The sequence below is a fragment of the Streptomyces sp. SAI-135 genome, assembly GCF_029893805.1.
GTDB lineage: Bacteria > Actinomycetota > Actinomycetes > Streptomycetales > Streptomycetaceae > Streptomyces.
The window spans coordinates 1,832,065-1,847,230 of record NZ_JARXYP010000002.1; the positions used below are offsets into that span (position 1 = coordinate 1,832,065).

Here is a 15,166-nt window from a genome sequence, read left to right on the forward strand (position 1 = left end):
CGGTGTCCCCCTCAGGGCTGCTAGTCGCGGGCCGCGGTCAGGTGTTCGGCGTGTTCCTGGAGTGAGCGCACGCCCACGTCACCGTGGTTGAGGGCGTCGATGCCCTGGACGGCGGCGGCGAGCGCCTGGACCGTCGTCAGGCACGGGACGGACCGCGCCACGGCCGCCGTGCGGATCTCGTAGCCGTCGAGGCGGCCGCCGGTGCCGTACGGCGTGTTGACGATCAGGTCGACCTCGCCGTCGTGGATGAGCTGGACGATGGTCTTCTCGCCGTTCGGGCCGGTGCCCTCGGACTGCTTGCGCACGACGGTGGCGTTGATGCCGTTGCGCTTGAGGACCTCGGCCGTGCCGGAGGTGGCGAGCAGCTCGAAGCCGTGGGCGACGAGCTCGCGCGCCGGGAAGATCATCGAGCGCTTGTCCCGGTTGGCGACCGAGATGAACGCGCGGCCCTTGGTGGGCAGCGGGCCGTAGGCGCCCGCCTGCGACTTGGCGTACGCCGTGCCGAAGACGGCGTCGATGCCCATGACCTCGCCGGTGGAGCGCATCTCCGGGCCGAGGACCGTGTCGACACCGCGCCCGTGGACGTCACGGAAGCGCGACCACGGCATGACGGCCTCCTTGACGGAGATCGGCGCGTCCAGCGGGAGCTCGCCGCCGTCGCCGTTGGCCGGGAGCAGCCCCTCGGCGCGCAGTTCGGCGACGGTCGCGCCCAGCGAGATGCGAGCGGCGGCCTTGGCCAGCGGCACCGCGGTCGCCTTCGAGGTGAAGGGGACGGTGCGGGACGCGCGCGGGTTGGCCTCCAGGACGTAGAGGATGTCCCCGGCCATCGCGAACTGGATGTTGATCAGGCCCCGGACGCCCACCCCGCGCGCGATGGCCTCGGTGGAGGCCCGCAGGCGCTTGATGTCGAAGCCGCCCAGGGTGATCGGCGGCAGCGCGCACGCCGAGTCGCCGGAGTGGATGCCGGCCTCCTCGATGTGCTCCATGACGCCGCCCAGGTAGAGCTCCTGGCCGTCGTAGAGGGCGTCGACGTCGATCTCGATGGCGTCGTCCAGGAACCGGTCGACCAGGACCGGCCGCGAGGGGCTGATCTCGGTGGACTCGGCGATGTAGGACTCCAGGCGGGTCTCGTCGTAGACGATCTCCATGCCGCGGCCGCCGAGGACGTAGGAGGGCCGGACGAGGACCGGGTAGCCGATCTCGTCCGCGATGGCCTTGGCGCCCGCGAAGGTGGTGGCGGTGCCGTGCTTGGGTGCGGGCAGGCCCGCCTCGGCGAGGACCCGGCCGAAGGCGCCGCGGTCCTCCGCGGCGTGGATCGCCTCGGGCGAGGTGCCCACGACCGGCACGCCGTTGTCCTTGAGCGCCTGTGCCAGGCCCAGCGGGGTCTGCCCGCCGAGCTGCACGATGACGCCCGCGACGGGTCCGGCCTGCTGCTCGGCGTGGACGATCTCCAGGACGTCCTCCAGCGTGAGCGGCTCGAAGTAGAGCCGGTCGGAGGTGTCGTAGTCGGTGGAGACGGTCTCCGGGTTGCAGTTGACCATCACCGTCTCGTACCCGGCGTCCGACAGCGCGAAGGAGGCGTGCACGCAGGAGTAGTCGAACTCGATGCCCTGGCCGATGCGGTTCGGACCGGAGCCCAGGATGATCACCGCGGGCTTCTCGCGGGGCGCGACCTCGCTCTCCTCGTCGTAGGAGGAGTAGAAGTACGGCGTCTTCGCGGCGAACTCGGCCGCACAGGTGTCGACCGTCTTGTAGACCGGGCGCACGCCGAGCGCGTGCCGCACCTCGCGCACCACGTCCTCGCGCAGGCCCCGGATCTCGGCGATCTGCTGGTCGGAGAAGCCGTGCCGCTTGGCCTCGGCGAGCAGGTCGGCGTCCAGACGCTCGGCGGTGGCGAGCTCGTCCGCGACCTCCTTGATCAGGAAGAGCTGGTCGACGAACCAGGGGTCGATCTTCGTGTATTCGAAGACCTCCTCCGGAGTGGCGCCCGCGCGGATGGCCTGCATGACGGTGTTGATACGGCCGTCGGTGGGCCGTACGGACGCCTCCAGGAGGGCCGCCTTGTCGCCGGGCTCGCCCACGAAGGTGAACTGGCTGCCCTTCTTCTCCAGCGAGCGCAGCGCCTTCTGGAAGGCCTCGGTGAAGTTGCGGCCGATCGCCATGGCCTCGCCGACCGACTTCATGGTGGTCGTGAGGGTGGAGTCGGCGGACGGGAACTTCTCGAAGGCGAACCGCGGGGCCTTGACCACGACGTAGTCGAGCGTCGGCTCGAAGGAGGCCGGGGTCTGCTCGGTGATGTCGTTCGGGATCTCGTCCAGCGTGTAGCCGACGGCGAGCTTCGCGGCGATCTTGGCGATCGGGAAGCCGGTCGCCTTGGAGGCGAGCGCCGAGGACCGCGACACGCGCGGGTTCATCTCGATGACGATGACACGGCCGTCCTCGGGGTTCACCGCGAACTGGATGTTGCAGCCGCCGGTGTCGACGCCGACCTCGCGGATGATCGCGATGCCGACGTCACGCAGGACCTGGTACTCGCGGTCGGTGAGCGTCATGGCGGGCGCGACGGTGATCGAGTCGCCGGTGTGCACGCCCATCGGGTCGAAGTTCTCGATGGAGCAGACGACCACGACGTTGTCGTGCTTGTCGCGCATCAGCTCCAGCTCGTACTCCTTCCAGCCGAGGATGGACTCCTCCAGGAGCACCTCGGTGGTCGGCGAGAGCGTCAGGCCCTGGCCGGCGATGCGGCGCAGCTCCTCCTCGTCGTGCGCGAAGCCGGAGCCGGCGCCGCCCATGGTGAAGGAGGGGCGGACGACGACCGGGTAGCCGCCGAGCGTCTCGACGCCCTTCAGGACGTCGTCCATGGAGTGGCAGATGACCGAGCGGGCGGACTCGCCGTGCCCGATCTTCTTGCGGACCTCCTCCACGACGTCCTTGAACAGGTCGCGGTCCTCGCCCTTGTTGATGGCCTCGACGTTGGCGCCGATCAGCTCGACGCCGTACTTGTCGAGGGTGCCGGCCCCGTGCAGCGAGATCGCGGTGTTGAGGGCCGTCTGGCCGCCCAGGGTGGGCAGCAGGGCGTCGGGGCGCTCCTTGGCGATGATCTTCTCGACGAACTCCGGGGTGATCGGCTCGACGTAGGTGGCGTCGGCGATCTCCGGGTCGGTCATGATCGTCGCCGGGTTGGAGTTGACGAGGATGACGCGCAGGCCCTCGGCCTTGAGGACGCGGCATGCCTGGGTGCCGGAGTAGTCGAACTCCGCGGCCTGGCCGATGACGATCGGGCCGGAGCCGATGACCAGGACGGACTGGATATCGGTGCGCTTAGGCACGCTGGCCCTCCATCAGGGATACGAAGCGGTCGAACAGGTAGGCGGCGTCGTGCGGGCCGGCTGCCGCTTCGGGGTGGTACTGGACGGAGAAGGCCGGCTGGTCGAGCAGCTGGAGACCTTCCACGACGTCGTCGTTCAGGCACACGTGGGAGACCTCGGCGCGGCCGAACTTGGTCTCGCTGACCTTGTCGAGCGGCGCGTCCACGGCGAATCCGTGGTTGTGCGCGGTGACCTCGACCTTGCCGGTGGTCCGGTCCTGCACGGGCTGGTTGATGCCCCGGTGCCCGTACTTCAGCTTGTAGGTGCCGAAGCCGAGGGCCCGTCCGAGGATCTGGTTGCCGAAGCAGATGCCGAACAGCGGCGTCTTCCGCTCCAGCACGGCGGTCATGAGCGCGACCGGGCCGTCGGCGGTCGCCGGGTCACCGGGTCCGTTGGAGAAGAACACACCGTCCGGCTCGACGGCGTAGACCTCGTCGACGCTCGCCGTCGCCGGCAGCACGTGCACCTCGATGCCCCGCTGGGCCATGCGGTGCGGGGTCATGCCCTTGATGCCGAGGTCGATCGCGGCGACCGTGAACCTCTTCTCGCCGACCGCGGGGACGACGTACGTCTCCTTGGTGGCGACCTCCTCGTACAGCGAGGCGCCCTTCATGTGCGGCTGGGCCTGCACGCGCGCGACCAGCTCGGACTCGGCGGCGACGGCCTCGCCGGAGAAGATGCCTGCCCGCATGGAGCCGCGCTCGCGCAGGTGGCGGGTGAGGGCGCGGGTGTCGATGCCGGAGATCCCGACGATGTCCTGCGCGACCAGCTCGTCGTCCAGGGAGCGCTTGGCGCGCCAGTTGGACGGCACGCGCGCGGGGTCGCGCACGACGTAGCCGGAGACCCAGATGCGCCGGGACTCGTCGTCCTCGTCGTTCCAGCCGGTGTTGCCGATCTGCGGGGCGGTCGCGACGACGATCTGGCGGTCGTACGAGGGGTCGGTCAGGGTCTCCTGGTAGCCGGTCATGCCGGTGGAGAACACGGCCTCGCCGAAGGTCTCCCCCACGGCCCCGTAGGCACGGCCGCGGAAGATCCGGCCGTCCTCCAGGACGAGTACCGCGGGAGTTTTCGAGGCTCCCCTTGTGGAGGTCGTCATCGTGCGCCTTCCGTTTCCGTCTTGTTGATCATGGAGTTAATGGCGTCGACCCACTCGGTGTGCTCGGCCGCGTGGTCCGAGCGGAACCCCGAGTCGATCAGTCGATCGCCGTGGGCCCAGGTCACGAGGAGCAGCCCGCCCTCGGTCAGGACCTTGCCGGCGATGCCCTTGCCGAGCACGGCCTCCCGAAGGGCCCCGCGCGGGATGAAGAAGTCCCTCGCTCCGGGGCGTACGACGTCCAGGCCCGCGTCCGTCAGGGTGAGCTCGACCCGGCTGCGGGTGCCGAGGCCGTGCGCCACGATCCGGTCGAGCCACTGCCCCGCTGTGGTGGAGCCGTGGTAGCGGCCGCTCATGGTCAGTCTCGCCGGACCCGGGTCGTCCGGCGCGGTGGGCAGCTCGGGCAGGTCCCCTTGGAGCGTGCCGCGCCACTTCCAGCCCTCGCGCATCAGCCAGTAGACGAGCGCGACGAACAGGGCGAGGCCGACGAGCCAGCCGATCCGGGCGGCCCAGTCGGTCACCGGCGCCGACTCCTTGCCGGCCGCGATCAGTAGTGCAGATGTCACGTGAGCTTCCCGTCGACGAGCGTGGCCTTGCCCCGGAGCCACGTGTGCGTGACACGGCCCGGCAGCTCACGCCCCTCGTACGGGGTGTTGCGGCTGCGCGAGGCGAAGCCCGCGGGGTCCACCGACCCACGGTATTCCGTGTCGACCAGCGTGAGGTTGGCGGGCTCACCAGCCGAGACGGGGCGGCCGTGCCCGGTGGCCTGCCCGATGCGGGCGGGCGTGACGGACATGCGCTCGGCGACCCCGGCCCAGTCGAGGAGTCCGGTGTCCACCATGGTCTCCTGCACCACTGACAACGCGGTCTCCAGGCCGACCATGCCCATGGCGGCGGCGGCCCACTCGCAGTCCTTGTCCTCGTGCGAGTGCGGGGCGTGGTCGGTGGCGACGATGTCGATGGTGCCGTCGGCGAGGGCCTCGCGCAGCGCGAGGACATCGCGCTCGGTGCGCAGCGGCGGGTTGACCTTGTACACCGGGTTGTAGGTCCGGACGAGCTCGTCCGTCAGCAGCAGGTGGTGCGGGGTGACCTCGGCGGTGACGTCGATGCCGCGGGACTTGGCCCAGCGGACGATCTCGACGGACCCCGCGGTCGACAGGTGGCAGATGTGCACGCGGGAGCCGACGTGCTCGGCGAGCAGGACGTCCCGGGCGATGATCGATTCCTCGGCGACCGCGGGCCAGCCCCCGAGCCCCAGCTCGGCGGAGACGACGCCCTCGTTCATCTGGGCGCCCTCGGTCAGCCGCGGCTCCTGGGCGTGCTGGGCGACGACCCCGCCGAAGGCCTTCACGTACTCCAGCGCGCGCCGCATGATCACGGCGTCGTCGACGCACTTGCCGTCGTCGGAGAAGACGGTGACACCGGCGGCCGACTCGTGCATGGCGCCGAGCTCGGCGAGCTTCCTGCCCTCCAGGCCGACGGTGACCGCCCCGATGGGCTGCACGTCGCAGTAGCCGTGTTCCTGGCCGAGCCGGTACACCTGCTCGACCACGCCGGCGGTGTCGGCGACCGGGAAGGTGTTGGCCATGGCGAAGACGGCCGTGTAGCCGCCGGAGGCGGCCGCGCGCGTGCCGGTCAGCACGGTCTCGGAGTCCTCGCGGCCCGGCTCGCGCAGATGGGTGTGCAGGTCGACCAGGCCCGGCAGGAGCACCTTGCCCGCCGCCTCGACGACCTCGGCACCCTCGGCCGTGAGGCCGGTGCCGACCGCCTCGATGACGGAACCGTCGATCAGCACGTCCTGCGGCTCGCCGCCGAGGACCTTCGCACCACGGATCAGGATCTTGCTCATGTGTCTTACTTCTCCTCGATACGGGTGTGGCTGACGGCGGGTTCGTTGCCACCCAGAAGCAGGTACAGGACGGCCATCCGGATGGAGACTCCGTTTGCGACCTGCTCCACGACGGTGCAGCGGTCGGAGTCGGCGACCTCGGCGGTGATCTCCATGCCGCGGACCATCGGGCCGGGGTGCATCACGATGGCGTGCTCCGGCATCCGCGCCATGCGGTCGCCGTCCAGGCCGTAGCGGCGCGAGTACTCGCGCTCGGTCGGGAAGAACGCGGCGTTCATGCGCTCGCGCTGGACGCGCAGCATCATCACCGCGTCCGCCTTCGAGAGCGTGCTGTCGAGGTCGTACGACACCTCGCAGGGCCAGGTCTCGACGCCGACCGGCACCAGGGTGGGCGGGGCGACGAGGGTGACCTCGGCGCCCAGGGTGTGCAGCAGGTCGACGTTGGAGCGGGCGACCCTGCTGTGCAGGACGTCCCCGACGATCGTGATGCGCTTGCCGGAGAGGTCCTGGCCGATCCCGGCGTCCCGTCCGACGAGCCGGCGGCGCATGGTGAACGCGTCCAGCAGGGCCTGGGTCGGGTGCTGGTGGGTGCCGTCACCGGCGTTGATGACGGCCGCGTCGATCCAGCCGGAGTTGGCGAGGCGGTACGGCGCTCCGGAGGCGCCGTGGCGGATGACGACGGCGTCGACACCCATGGCCTCCAGGGTCTGGGCGGTGTCCTTGAGGGACTCGCCCTTGGACACGCTGGAGCCCTTGGCGGTGAAGTTGATGACGTCCGCCGACAGACGCTTCTCGGCGGCTTCGAAGGAGATACGCGTGCGCGTGGAGTCCTCGAAGAAGAGGTTGACGATCGTGCGGCCGCGCAGGGTCGGCAGCTTCTTGATCGGACGGTCGGCCACCCGGGCCATCTCCTCGGCGGTGTCGAGGATCAGGACGGCGTCGTCGCGGGAGAGGTCGGCGGCCGAGATGAGATGACGGTGCATCTGTCAGGCTCCGTAAGGCAGTTCAAGGGGAGGTATCGGGGCAAGCGAGGGCACGCCGAGGACAGGTGTGCCCGCGGGGCTTGCTAGTGGGCCGGCTTCACGCCGAGCAGCACGGTGTCGCGACCGTCCTCCTCGACGAGCTGGACCTTGACCGTCTCCCGCAACGAGGTGGGGAGGTTCTTGCCGACGTAGTCGGCGCGGATGGGCAGTTCGCGGTGGCCTCTGTCGACGAGGACCGCGAGCTGCACCGCGCGGGGTCGCCCGATGTCGTTCAGGGCGTCCAGGGCGGCACGAATGGTGCGGCCGGAGAAGAGCACGTCGTCGACGAGGACGACCAGGCGGCCGTCGATGCCGTCACCGGGGATCTCGGTGCGGGCCAGGGCGCGCGGCGGGTGCATGCGCAGGTCGTCGCGGTACATGGTGATGTCGAGCGAACCGACCGGCATCGCGCGGCCGGTGATCTCCTCCAGCTTCGCGGCGAGCCGCCGGGCGAGGAAGACGCCCCGGGTGGGGATGCCGAGGAGCACCACGTCGTCGGCGCCCTTGGCGCGTTCGACGATCTCGTGGGCGATACGGGTCAACACGCGTGCGATGTCGGGGCCTTCGAGAACGGGCCGGGCATCGGACGCTGTTTGGATGTCGGAAGTGTCCTGCTTGTCCATACGAAACGGACCTCCTTCTCCGCCTCACGGGACGGACCTTAAAGGACGTCGGATTTGCGCCATCCACGGTAGCAGGCCGGAACGAGGCCCCCGATCACCCCCTTGGCCCAATCGGCCACCACTCTCACGGAAGAGTCGGTGTGGACCATTCGGCTTGACGCGCAAGAGTCACGCTGCGTAACCTCACAGTGAGTTACCAGACGCGCGGCACGAAACCACTGCGGCCGCGTCGATCCAGTGTCCGGGGAGCTATATGTCCAGCGAATACGCCAAACAGCTCGGGGCCAAGCTCCGGGCCATCCGCACCCAGCAGGGCCTTTCCCTCCACGGTGTCGAGGAGAAGTCCCAGGGACGCTGGAAGGCGGTCGTGGTCGGTTCGTACGAGCGTGGCGACCGCGCGGTGACCGTGCAGCGTCTTGCCGAGTTGGCGGATTTCTACGGCGTACCGGTGCAGGAGCTGCTGCCCGGCACCACTCCGGGCGGGGCCGCCGAGCCCCCGCCGAAGCTGGTCCTCGACCTGGAGCGGCTGGCCCACGTCCCGGCCGAGAAGGCCGGCCCCCTCCAGCGCTACGCCGCGACGATCCAGTCCCAGCGCGGCGACTACAACGGCAAGGTGCTCTCGATCCGCCAGGACGACCTGCGCACACTCGCCGTCATCTACGACCAGTCGCCCTCGGTCCTCACCGAGCAGCTGATCAGCTGGGGCGTGCTGGACGCGGACGCGCGTCGCGCGGTGTCCCACGAGGAGAGCTGAGCCGCTCCCAGCCTCAGCAGAAACGTGCCGCCGGGGTGGCCGGAACTTCACCGTTCCGGCCACCCCGGCGGCTTTCTGCGGGCCTCGTGGAGCTTTCGCGCACCCGGACGCCTGAGGGCCCGCAGCGGTCACGCTGCGGGCCCTCAGGCAATGCGGTGTCTCGAGCGGCCTCGGCGTCCCGGCTCACGCCTCGTCTCGGCGCAGCGACGGCTTCAGGTCCTTGAGCCGGCCCAGCAGCCCGTTCACGAACGAGGGCGACTCGTCCGTGGAGAACTCCTTGGCCAGCTGCACCATCTCGTCGAGCACCACGGCGTCCGGGGTCTCGTCGGCCCAGATCAGCTCGTAGGCGCCCAGCCGCAGGATGTTGCGGTCCACGACCGGCATCCGGTCCAGCGTCCAGCCCACCGAGTACTGCGCGATCAGCTCGTCGATGCGCTTCGCGTGCTCCGCGTAGCCCTCGACCAGCTGCATCGTGTACTCGCTCACCGGCGGCTGCCGGGTGTCTTCCCGGGAGAGCCGGATCCAGTCCGCCAGGACCGTCAGGACGTCGACGCCGCGCTGGTCGCCCTCGAAGAGGATCTGGAAGGCGCGCTTGCGGGCCGTGTTGCGAGCAGCCACGGTTAGCTGTTCACCCGGCCGAGGTAGTCGCTCGTGCGGGTGTCGACCTTGATCTTCTCGCCGGTGGTGATGAAGAGCGGGACCTGGATCTGGTGGCCGGTCTCCAGGGTGGCGGGCTTGGTGCCGCCCGTGGAGCGGTCGCCCTGGACGCCCGGCTCGGTCTCCTGGATGGTCAGCTCGACGGCGGCCGGCAGCTCGACGAAGAGCACCTCGCCCTCGTGCTGCGCCACGGTGGCCGTGAAGCCCTCGATGAGGAAGTTGGCGGCGTCGCCGACCGTCTTGCGGTCGATCATCAGCTGGTCGTAGGTGTCCAGGTCCATGAAGACGAAGTACTCGCCGTCCATGTACGAGAACTGCATGTCGCGCTTGTCGACAGTGGCCGTCTCGACCTTGACGCCGGCGTTGAACGTCTTGTCGACGACCTTGCCGGACAGCACGTTCTTGAGCTTGGTGCGCACGAATGCGGGGCCCTTGCCGGGCTTGACGTGCTGGAACTCGACGACGGACCAGAGCTGGCCGCCTTCGAGCTTGAGCACCAGGCCGTTCTTGAGGTCGTTCGTGGAAGCCACGGTTGCGGAATCTCCTGGACTGACGTGGACGACCCCGGCGCACGCACGTTGCCTATAGTGCGAGCAGCTCCTTGGTCGTGATGGTGAGTAGCTCGGGTCCGCCGTCCGCCTCGGGGCGTACGACGAGCGTGTCATCGATCCGGACGCCGCCCCGTCCCGGGAGGTGGACCCCCGGTTCGACGGTGACCGGCACGCAAGCGTCCAGTTTACCCATGGCCGCGGGGGCCAACTGCGGGTCCTCCGCGATTTCGAGTCCCACACCGTGTCCGGTGACGCTCGGGAGCCCTTCGTGGTGCCCCGCGGACTCCAGCACCTGGCGTGCCGCCCGGTCCACGTCACGGTAGGCGGCGCCGGGTGCCAGGGACTCCCGTCCGGCCCGCTGAGCGGCGAAGACGAGGTCGTAGAGCTCGATCTGCCAGTCGGCGGGGGACGTACCGATGACGAAGGTGCGCCCGATCTCGCAGCGGTAGCCGCGGTAGCTGGCGCCCAGGCAGACGGAGAGGAAGTCGCCCTCCTCGACGCGGCGGTCGGTGGGGCGGTGCCCGGGGCGGCCGGAGTTCGGGCCGGTGCCGACGGAGGTGGCGAAGGCCGGGCCGTCCGCGCCGTGGTCGACGAGGCGGCGCTCCAGTTCGAGGGCGAGGTGCCGCTCGGTGCGGCCGACGAGGATGGACTCCAGGAGCTCGCCCAGGGCCTGGTCGGCGATCTCGGCGCCGATGCGCAGGCAGGAGATCTCCTCCTCGTCCTTGATGACGCGGTGCTGTTCGACCGCGCCGCCGACGTCGGCGAGGCGCAGCCGCGGCACCACCGAGCGGATCGCCCGGTAGCGGGCGACCGTGAGGTGCTGTTCCTCCACGGCCAGCGAGTCCGCGCCCTGAGCGGTGGCGAGGTCGGCGGCGGCGACGGCCGGGTCGCCCCCGGCGCCGGAAAGGTGGTGCAGCCGCAGGTTCTCGTCGGGGCGGCCGGCACCGGGACGGTCGTCCGGCGGGCCTGCGCACACCAGCAGGTCCTCGGTCCTGCCGAGCAGCAGGACGCTGCCCCGTGGAGCGGTGCCCGCGAGATAGCGGACGTTGGCCGGGCGGGAGATCAGCGCGGACTGGCTGCCGCCGGCCTGGCAGCGGTCGCGTAGGCGGGTTCTGCGGGTGGCGTACACCTCTGACATGACTTGAGCGTAGGAGTTCTCCCGGTTTGCCGCTGTTTGAGAGAGTCCGAGTGGGGAGAGCCCCTGGTCGTCCGCGGGTCCACGAGGGGCGGCCGCGCCCCCTTCAGCCGCGCTCCCTCCGGCGGCGCTACCAGTTCGGTGGGCTCGCGATGGAGCGCGCCAGGACGTCGTCCAGGACCCGCGCCGTCTGCGGTACGTCCATCTGGGAGTTGTCGATGATCGGCAGACCCGAGCCGTACCAGCCGGCCATCCGGCCGTGGATCCGTGCCACCTCCTCGTCCGTCAGGCGGCGGTTGCCGGACCGCTCCGCGTTGCGCTCCAGGACGATCTCCAGGCCGGGCAGCAGGACCACCGGGAGCAGCCCCGGCCCCACGTGCCGCTTCCAGCCGCCGAGGCCGACCACCGGCCGGTCCGGGAAGACCGCGTCGTCGAGGATGCAGGAGATGCCGTTGGCGAGGAAGTTGCGGGCGGCGAAGCCACAGGTACGGCGGGCGAGGCGGTACTGGGCCTCGGAGTGGTCGTTCCAGCCGGACTGCGGGTCGGCGAAGCCCGAGCGCACCCACTCACGGACGTCGTCGAGGCTGATGTGGGCGGTGGGCACCCGGCGATGGTCGGCCCAGTACTTGGCCACGCTCGTCTTGCCGGCGCCCGCAGGTCCGATGAGCAGCACCGCGAGGGTCGTGCCCGCGGGATCGGGCGCGGCTACGGGCGGAGTGCTGGGGGCGCCCACGGGAGCGCCGGGCGGCAGGGGCACGTGGCCGGTGGTGTCCGGTACCGGCCCCGGTGAGTGCTGGGGCGCGGGCGGGACCTGTGAGTGCGGCGGCGTCGGCGGTACGGGAGCCGGGGCGAAGCCCGGTGCCGGCGGCGGTGGGGGCACCGGGGCCGAGCCCTGGTGCGCACCCGGGTGATGCCCTCCCGGGTGATGTGCGGCCGGCGACCAGCCGGCGGCCGGTCCGTGCCCCGGCTGATGGGGCGGCGGCAGCGGAGAACCCACTGCGTGCTGCATCCGGTGCCACTCCGTCTCGTCTTTTTCGGCTCGCTCGCCTCCGGGGCGCTGGCATCGGTGGCGAACGTCCGACCCGGCGCGGCCCGAAGGCTCTGCCCGCTCGTCCGTTCGTCTCCGACGCGCCCCTCCGGCTCACTCGCGTCAGGCTGATCGGCGCTGGTTACGGGGTGGTGCATACCCCGTTCGCCCTCGAACGGTACCGCCCCCGGCCCACGTTTGGTGAAACGACCGGGGGCGCCCCGAAGTGCCCCTGGGGCAAGGCGAATCCGGCGGAACGCCCGTCGCGGGACTTACTGACCGACCTCGCCGTACGCGGCGAGCAGCACGGCCGGGTCGGGGCCCTCCAGGACGGTGGGCTTGCCCAGTCCGTCGAGGACGATGAACCGCAGCAGGTTGCCGCGGGACTTCTTGTCGACCTTCATGGTCTCCAGCAGCTTGGGCCACTGGTCGTAGCGGTAGTGCAGCGGCAGACCCACCGACTCCAGGACCGTGCGGTGGCGGTCGGCGGTCGCGTCGTCCAACCGGCCCGCCAGACGGCCCAGTTCGGCGGCGAAGTGCATCCCTACGGCGACGGCGGCGCCGTGCCGCCACTTGTACCGCTCGTTCTTCTCGATGGCGTGGGCCAGCGTGTGGCCGTAGTTGAGGATCTCCCTGAGGCCCGACTCCTTGAGGTCCGAGGAGACCACCTCGGCCTTGACCCGGATCGAGCGCTCGATGAGCTCCGCGGTGTGCGGGCCCGCCGGGGTGCGCGCGGCCTGGGGGTCGGACTCGATGAGCTCCAGGATCTGCGGGTCGGCGATGAAGCCGGCCTTGATGATCTCGGCGAGCCCGGAGACGTAGTCGTTGACCGGCAGGGAGTCCAGCGCGGCCAGGTCGCACAGGACGCCGGCGGGCGGATGGAAGGCGCCGACCAGGTTCTTGCCCTCGGCGGTGTTGATGCCGGTCTTGCCGCCGACCGCCGCGTCGACCATGGCCAGCACGGTGGTCGGGACGGCGATCCAGCGCACCCCGCGCAGCCAGGTCGCCGCGACGAACCCGGCCAGGTCGGTGGTGGCGCCGCCGCCGACGCCGACCACGACGTCGGAGCGGGTGAAGCCGGACTGGCCGAGCGCCTTCCAGCAGTAGGCGGCGACCTCGGCGGTCTTGGCCTCCTCGGCGTTCGGGACCTGGATGGCGACCGCCTCGAAGCCCTGCTCGGCGAGGTCGGCGCGCAGCACGTCACCGGTGTCGGCGAGCGCCTCGGGGTGGATGACCGCCACCCGTTGCGCCTTCTCCCCGACCAACGCGCCCAGTTCGCCCAGGAGCTGACGTCCCACCAGCACCTCGTACGGCTCGCTGCCCGCGGTGCCGCCGACCTGGATGCGCGTCACTGCCTCGCTCATGCTTGCTTCAACTCCAGTGCGTCCAGCGCGATTTCGGTGACTTCTTCGGGGGTGCGGCCGTCCGTGGCCACGACCGCCGTGGCCACCTCCTCGTACAGGTGGCGGCGGGCCTCCATCAGCTCGCGCCACTGCTTGCGCGGGTTGACCGCGAGCAGCGGACGCGCGGTGTTCAGGCCGGTGCGCTTGACCGCCTCCTCCACGTCCATGGAGAGGTAGACGACCCGCAGCCCGGCCAGCGACGCGCGCGTGCCGGCGTCCAGGACGGCTCCGCCGCCGAGCGCGAGGACGCCCGCGTGGGAGGCCAGCGCGCGGGTCACGGCCTGCTTCTCGATCGCCCGGAAGGCCGCCTCGCCCTCGTCGACGAAGATCTCCGCGATCGCGCGGCCCTGCTCGGCGACGATGTCGTCGTCGGTGTCCCGGTACCCCACCGCCAGCCGCTCGGCCAGCAGCCGCCCGACGGTGGACTTGCCCACACCCATCGGACCGACGAGGACCACCAGAGGGCTCATCGGATGACCAGGTTGTCGAGGTAGGACTGCACGTTGCGGCGGGTCTCGGGCACGCTGTCGCCGCCGAACTTCTCCGCCACCGCGTCCGCCAGGACCAGCGCGACCATCGCCTCGGCGACGATGCCGGCGGCCGGGACCGCGGACACGTCGGAGCGCTGGTGGTGGGCCTGCGCCGCCTCACCGGTGGTCACGTCCACGGTCTGCAGGGCCCGCGGGACGGTGGCGATGGGCTTCATCGCGGCCCGCACCCGCAGCAGCTCACCCGTGCTCAGCCCGCCCTCGGTGCCGCCGGAGCGGCCGGAGACGCGCCGGATGCCCTCGGGCGAGTTCACGATCTCGTCGTGCGCCTTGGAGCCCGGCACCCGCGCCAGCTCGAAGCCGTCCCCGAGCTCGACGCCCTTGATCGCCTGAATGCCCATCAGCGCCCCGGCGAGGCGGGCGTCCAGCTTGCGGTCCCAGTGCACGTGGGAGCCGAGGCCCACGGGGACGCCGTAGGCCAGGATCTCCACCACACCGCCGAGGGTGTCGCCGTCCTTGTGGGCCTGGTCGACCTCGGCCACCATCGCCTTCGACGTGTCCGCGTCCAGGCAGCGCAGCGGGTCCGCGTCCAGCCTCTCCACGTCGGCCGGCGTCGGGTACACCCCGGCCGGGGCCTTCACCGAGCACAGCTCGACGACATGGCTGACGATCTCGATGCCGGTCGTCTCCTTGAGGTACGACCGGGCCACCGCGCCCAGCGCCACCCGGGCCGCCGTCTCCCGCGCGGAGGCGCGCTCCAGGATCGGCCGGGCCTCGTCGAAGCCGTACTTCTGCATGCCCGCGAGGTCGGCGTGACCGGGGCGCGGGCGGGTCAGCGGGGCGTTGCGCGCGAGGCCCGCGAGGATCTCCGGGTCGACGGGATCGGCCGACATGACCTGCTCCCACTTCGGCCACTCGGTGTTGCCCACCATGATCGCGACCGGGGAACCGAGGGACAGCCCGTGCCGGACCCCGCCGAGGAAGGTGACCTGGTCCTGCTCGAACTTCATCCGGGCACCACGGCCATAGCCCAGCCGACGCCTCGCCAGGTGGTCCGCCACCAACTCCGTGGTGATCGGCACGCCGGCGGGAAGGCCCTCCAGCGTCGCGACAAGTGCGGGACCGTGGGACTCCCCCGCGGTCAGCCAGCGCAACCTGCTCAACGGTGCTCCTCAGTGCTCGCGCCCTGGTACTGC

Annotated in this window: 14 protein-coding genes; 1 reads left to right on the forward strand and 13 read right to left on the reverse strand. The window is 70.9% G+C overall.

Features of this window, described 5'->3' with window-relative positions:
* Positions 1-20: 20 nt before the first annotated feature.
* The 6 genes from carB to pyrR form a co-directional block, all read right to left on the reverse strand.
* A complete protein-coding gene (gene carB, locus M2163_RS12705; protein ID WP_280894010.1) occupies positions 21-3,329 on the reverse strand; it encodes a carbamoyl-phosphate synthase large subunit in 3,309 nt (1,102 codons plus the stop codon).
* Positions 3,322-4,464, reverse strand: a complete 1,143-nt coding sequence (gene carA / locus M2163_RS12710; protein WP_280852671.1) for a glutamine-hydrolyzing carbamoyl-phosphate synthase small subunit — start codon at positions 4,462-4,464, stop codon at positions 3,322-3,324. The genes carB and carA overlap by 8 nt, the downstream gene beginning before the upstream one ends.
* Complete coding sequence (locus M2163_RS12715) at positions 4,461-5,027, reverse strand: hypothetical protein (RefSeq protein WP_280852670.1); 567 nt, start codon at positions 5,025-5,027, stop codon at positions 4,461-4,463. The genes carA and M2163_RS12715 overlap by 4 nt, the downstream gene beginning before the upstream one ends.
* Positions 5,024-6,310 carry a dihydroorotase gene (locus M2163_RS12720; protein ID WP_280894011.1) on the reverse strand — a complete coding sequence of 429 codons (1,287 nt, stop codon included), beginning with the start codon at positions 6,308-6,310 and terminating at the stop codon, positions 5,024-5,026. Before M2163_RS12720 ends, M2163_RS12715 begins: the two co-directional genes overlap by 4 nt.
* 5 nt (positions 6,311-6,315) lie before the next feature.
* Positions 6,316-7,293, reverse strand: coding sequence for an aspartate carbamoyltransferase catalytic subunit (locus tag M2163_RS12725; RefSeq protein ID WP_280852668.1), 978 nt, complete (start codon positions 7,291-7,293; stop codon positions 6,316-6,318).
* 83 nt (positions 7,294-7,376) lie between these two features.
* Complete coding sequence (gene pyrR, locus M2163_RS12730) at positions 7,377-7,955, reverse strand: bifunctional pyr operon transcriptional regulator/uracil phosphoribosyltransferase PyrR (RefSeq protein ID WP_280852667.1); 579 nt, start codon at positions 7,953-7,955, stop codon at positions 7,377-7,379.
* A gap of 253 nt (positions 7,956-8,208) precedes the next feature.
* On the opposite strand from pyrR, the gene bldD reads away from it, so the two are divergent.
* The gene (gene bldD, locus M2163_RS12735; protein ID WP_003956405.1) at positions 8,209-8,709 is read left to right on the forward strand and encodes a transcriptional regulator BldD; all 501 of its coding nucleotides are present in this window, start codon (positions 8,209-8,211) and stop codon (positions 8,707-8,709) included.
* A 183-nt stretch (positions 8,710-8,892) separates the two neighbouring features.
* On the opposite strand, the gene nusB is transcribed toward bldD, so the two are convergent.
* From nusB to aroC, 7 genes are all read right to left on the reverse strand, one after another.
* Positions 8,893-9,327: a transcription antitermination factor NusB gene (gene nusB, locus M2163_RS12740; RefSeq protein ID WP_123759504.1), complete on the reverse strand. Its 435-nt coding sequence runs from the start codon at positions 9,325-9,327 to the stop codon at positions 8,893-8,895.
* A 2-nt stretch (positions 9,328-9,329) separates the two neighbouring features.
* Positions 9,330-9,896, reverse strand: a complete 567-nt coding sequence (efp, locus tag M2163_RS12745; RefSeq protein ID WP_037714883.1) for an elongation factor P — start codon at positions 9,894-9,896, stop codon at positions 9,330-9,332.
* A gap of 52 nt (positions 9,897-9,948) precedes the next feature.
* Entirely contained in the window at positions 9,949-11,055 is a 1,107-nt protein-coding gene (locus M2163_RS12750) for an aminopeptidase P family protein (RefSeq protein ID WP_280894012.1), read from the reverse strand.
* 127 nt (positions 11,056-11,182) lie between these two features.
* Positions 11,183-12,061 (reverse strand): Pro-rich N-terminal domain-containing protein, encoded by an 879-nt coding sequence (locus M2163_RS12755; protein ID WP_280894013.1) that lies wholly within the window; start codon positions 12,059-12,061, stop codon positions 11,183-11,185.
* A 290-nt stretch (positions 12,062-12,351) separates the two neighbouring features.
* The gene (gene aroB / locus M2163_RS12760) at positions 12,352-13,443 is read right to left on the reverse strand and encodes a 3-dehydroquinate synthase (protein WP_280852664.1); all 1,092 of its coding nucleotides are present in this window, start codon (positions 13,441-13,443) and stop codon (positions 12,352-12,354) included.
* The gene (locus tag M2163_RS12765) at positions 13,440-13,952 is read right to left on the reverse strand and encodes a shikimate kinase (RefSeq protein WP_280852663.1); all 513 of its coding nucleotides are present in this window, start codon (positions 13,950-13,952) and stop codon (positions 13,440-13,442) included. Before M2163_RS12765 ends, aroB begins: the two co-directional genes overlap by 4 nt.
* On the reverse strand, positions 13,949-15,133 hold the full coding sequence (gene aroC / locus M2163_RS12770; protein WP_280894014.1) for a chorismate synthase: 1,185 nt from the start codon (positions 15,131-15,133) through the stop codon (positions 13,949-13,951). Before aroC ends, M2163_RS12765 begins: the two co-directional genes overlap by 4 nt.
* Positions 15,134-15,166: the final 33 nt, after the last annotated feature.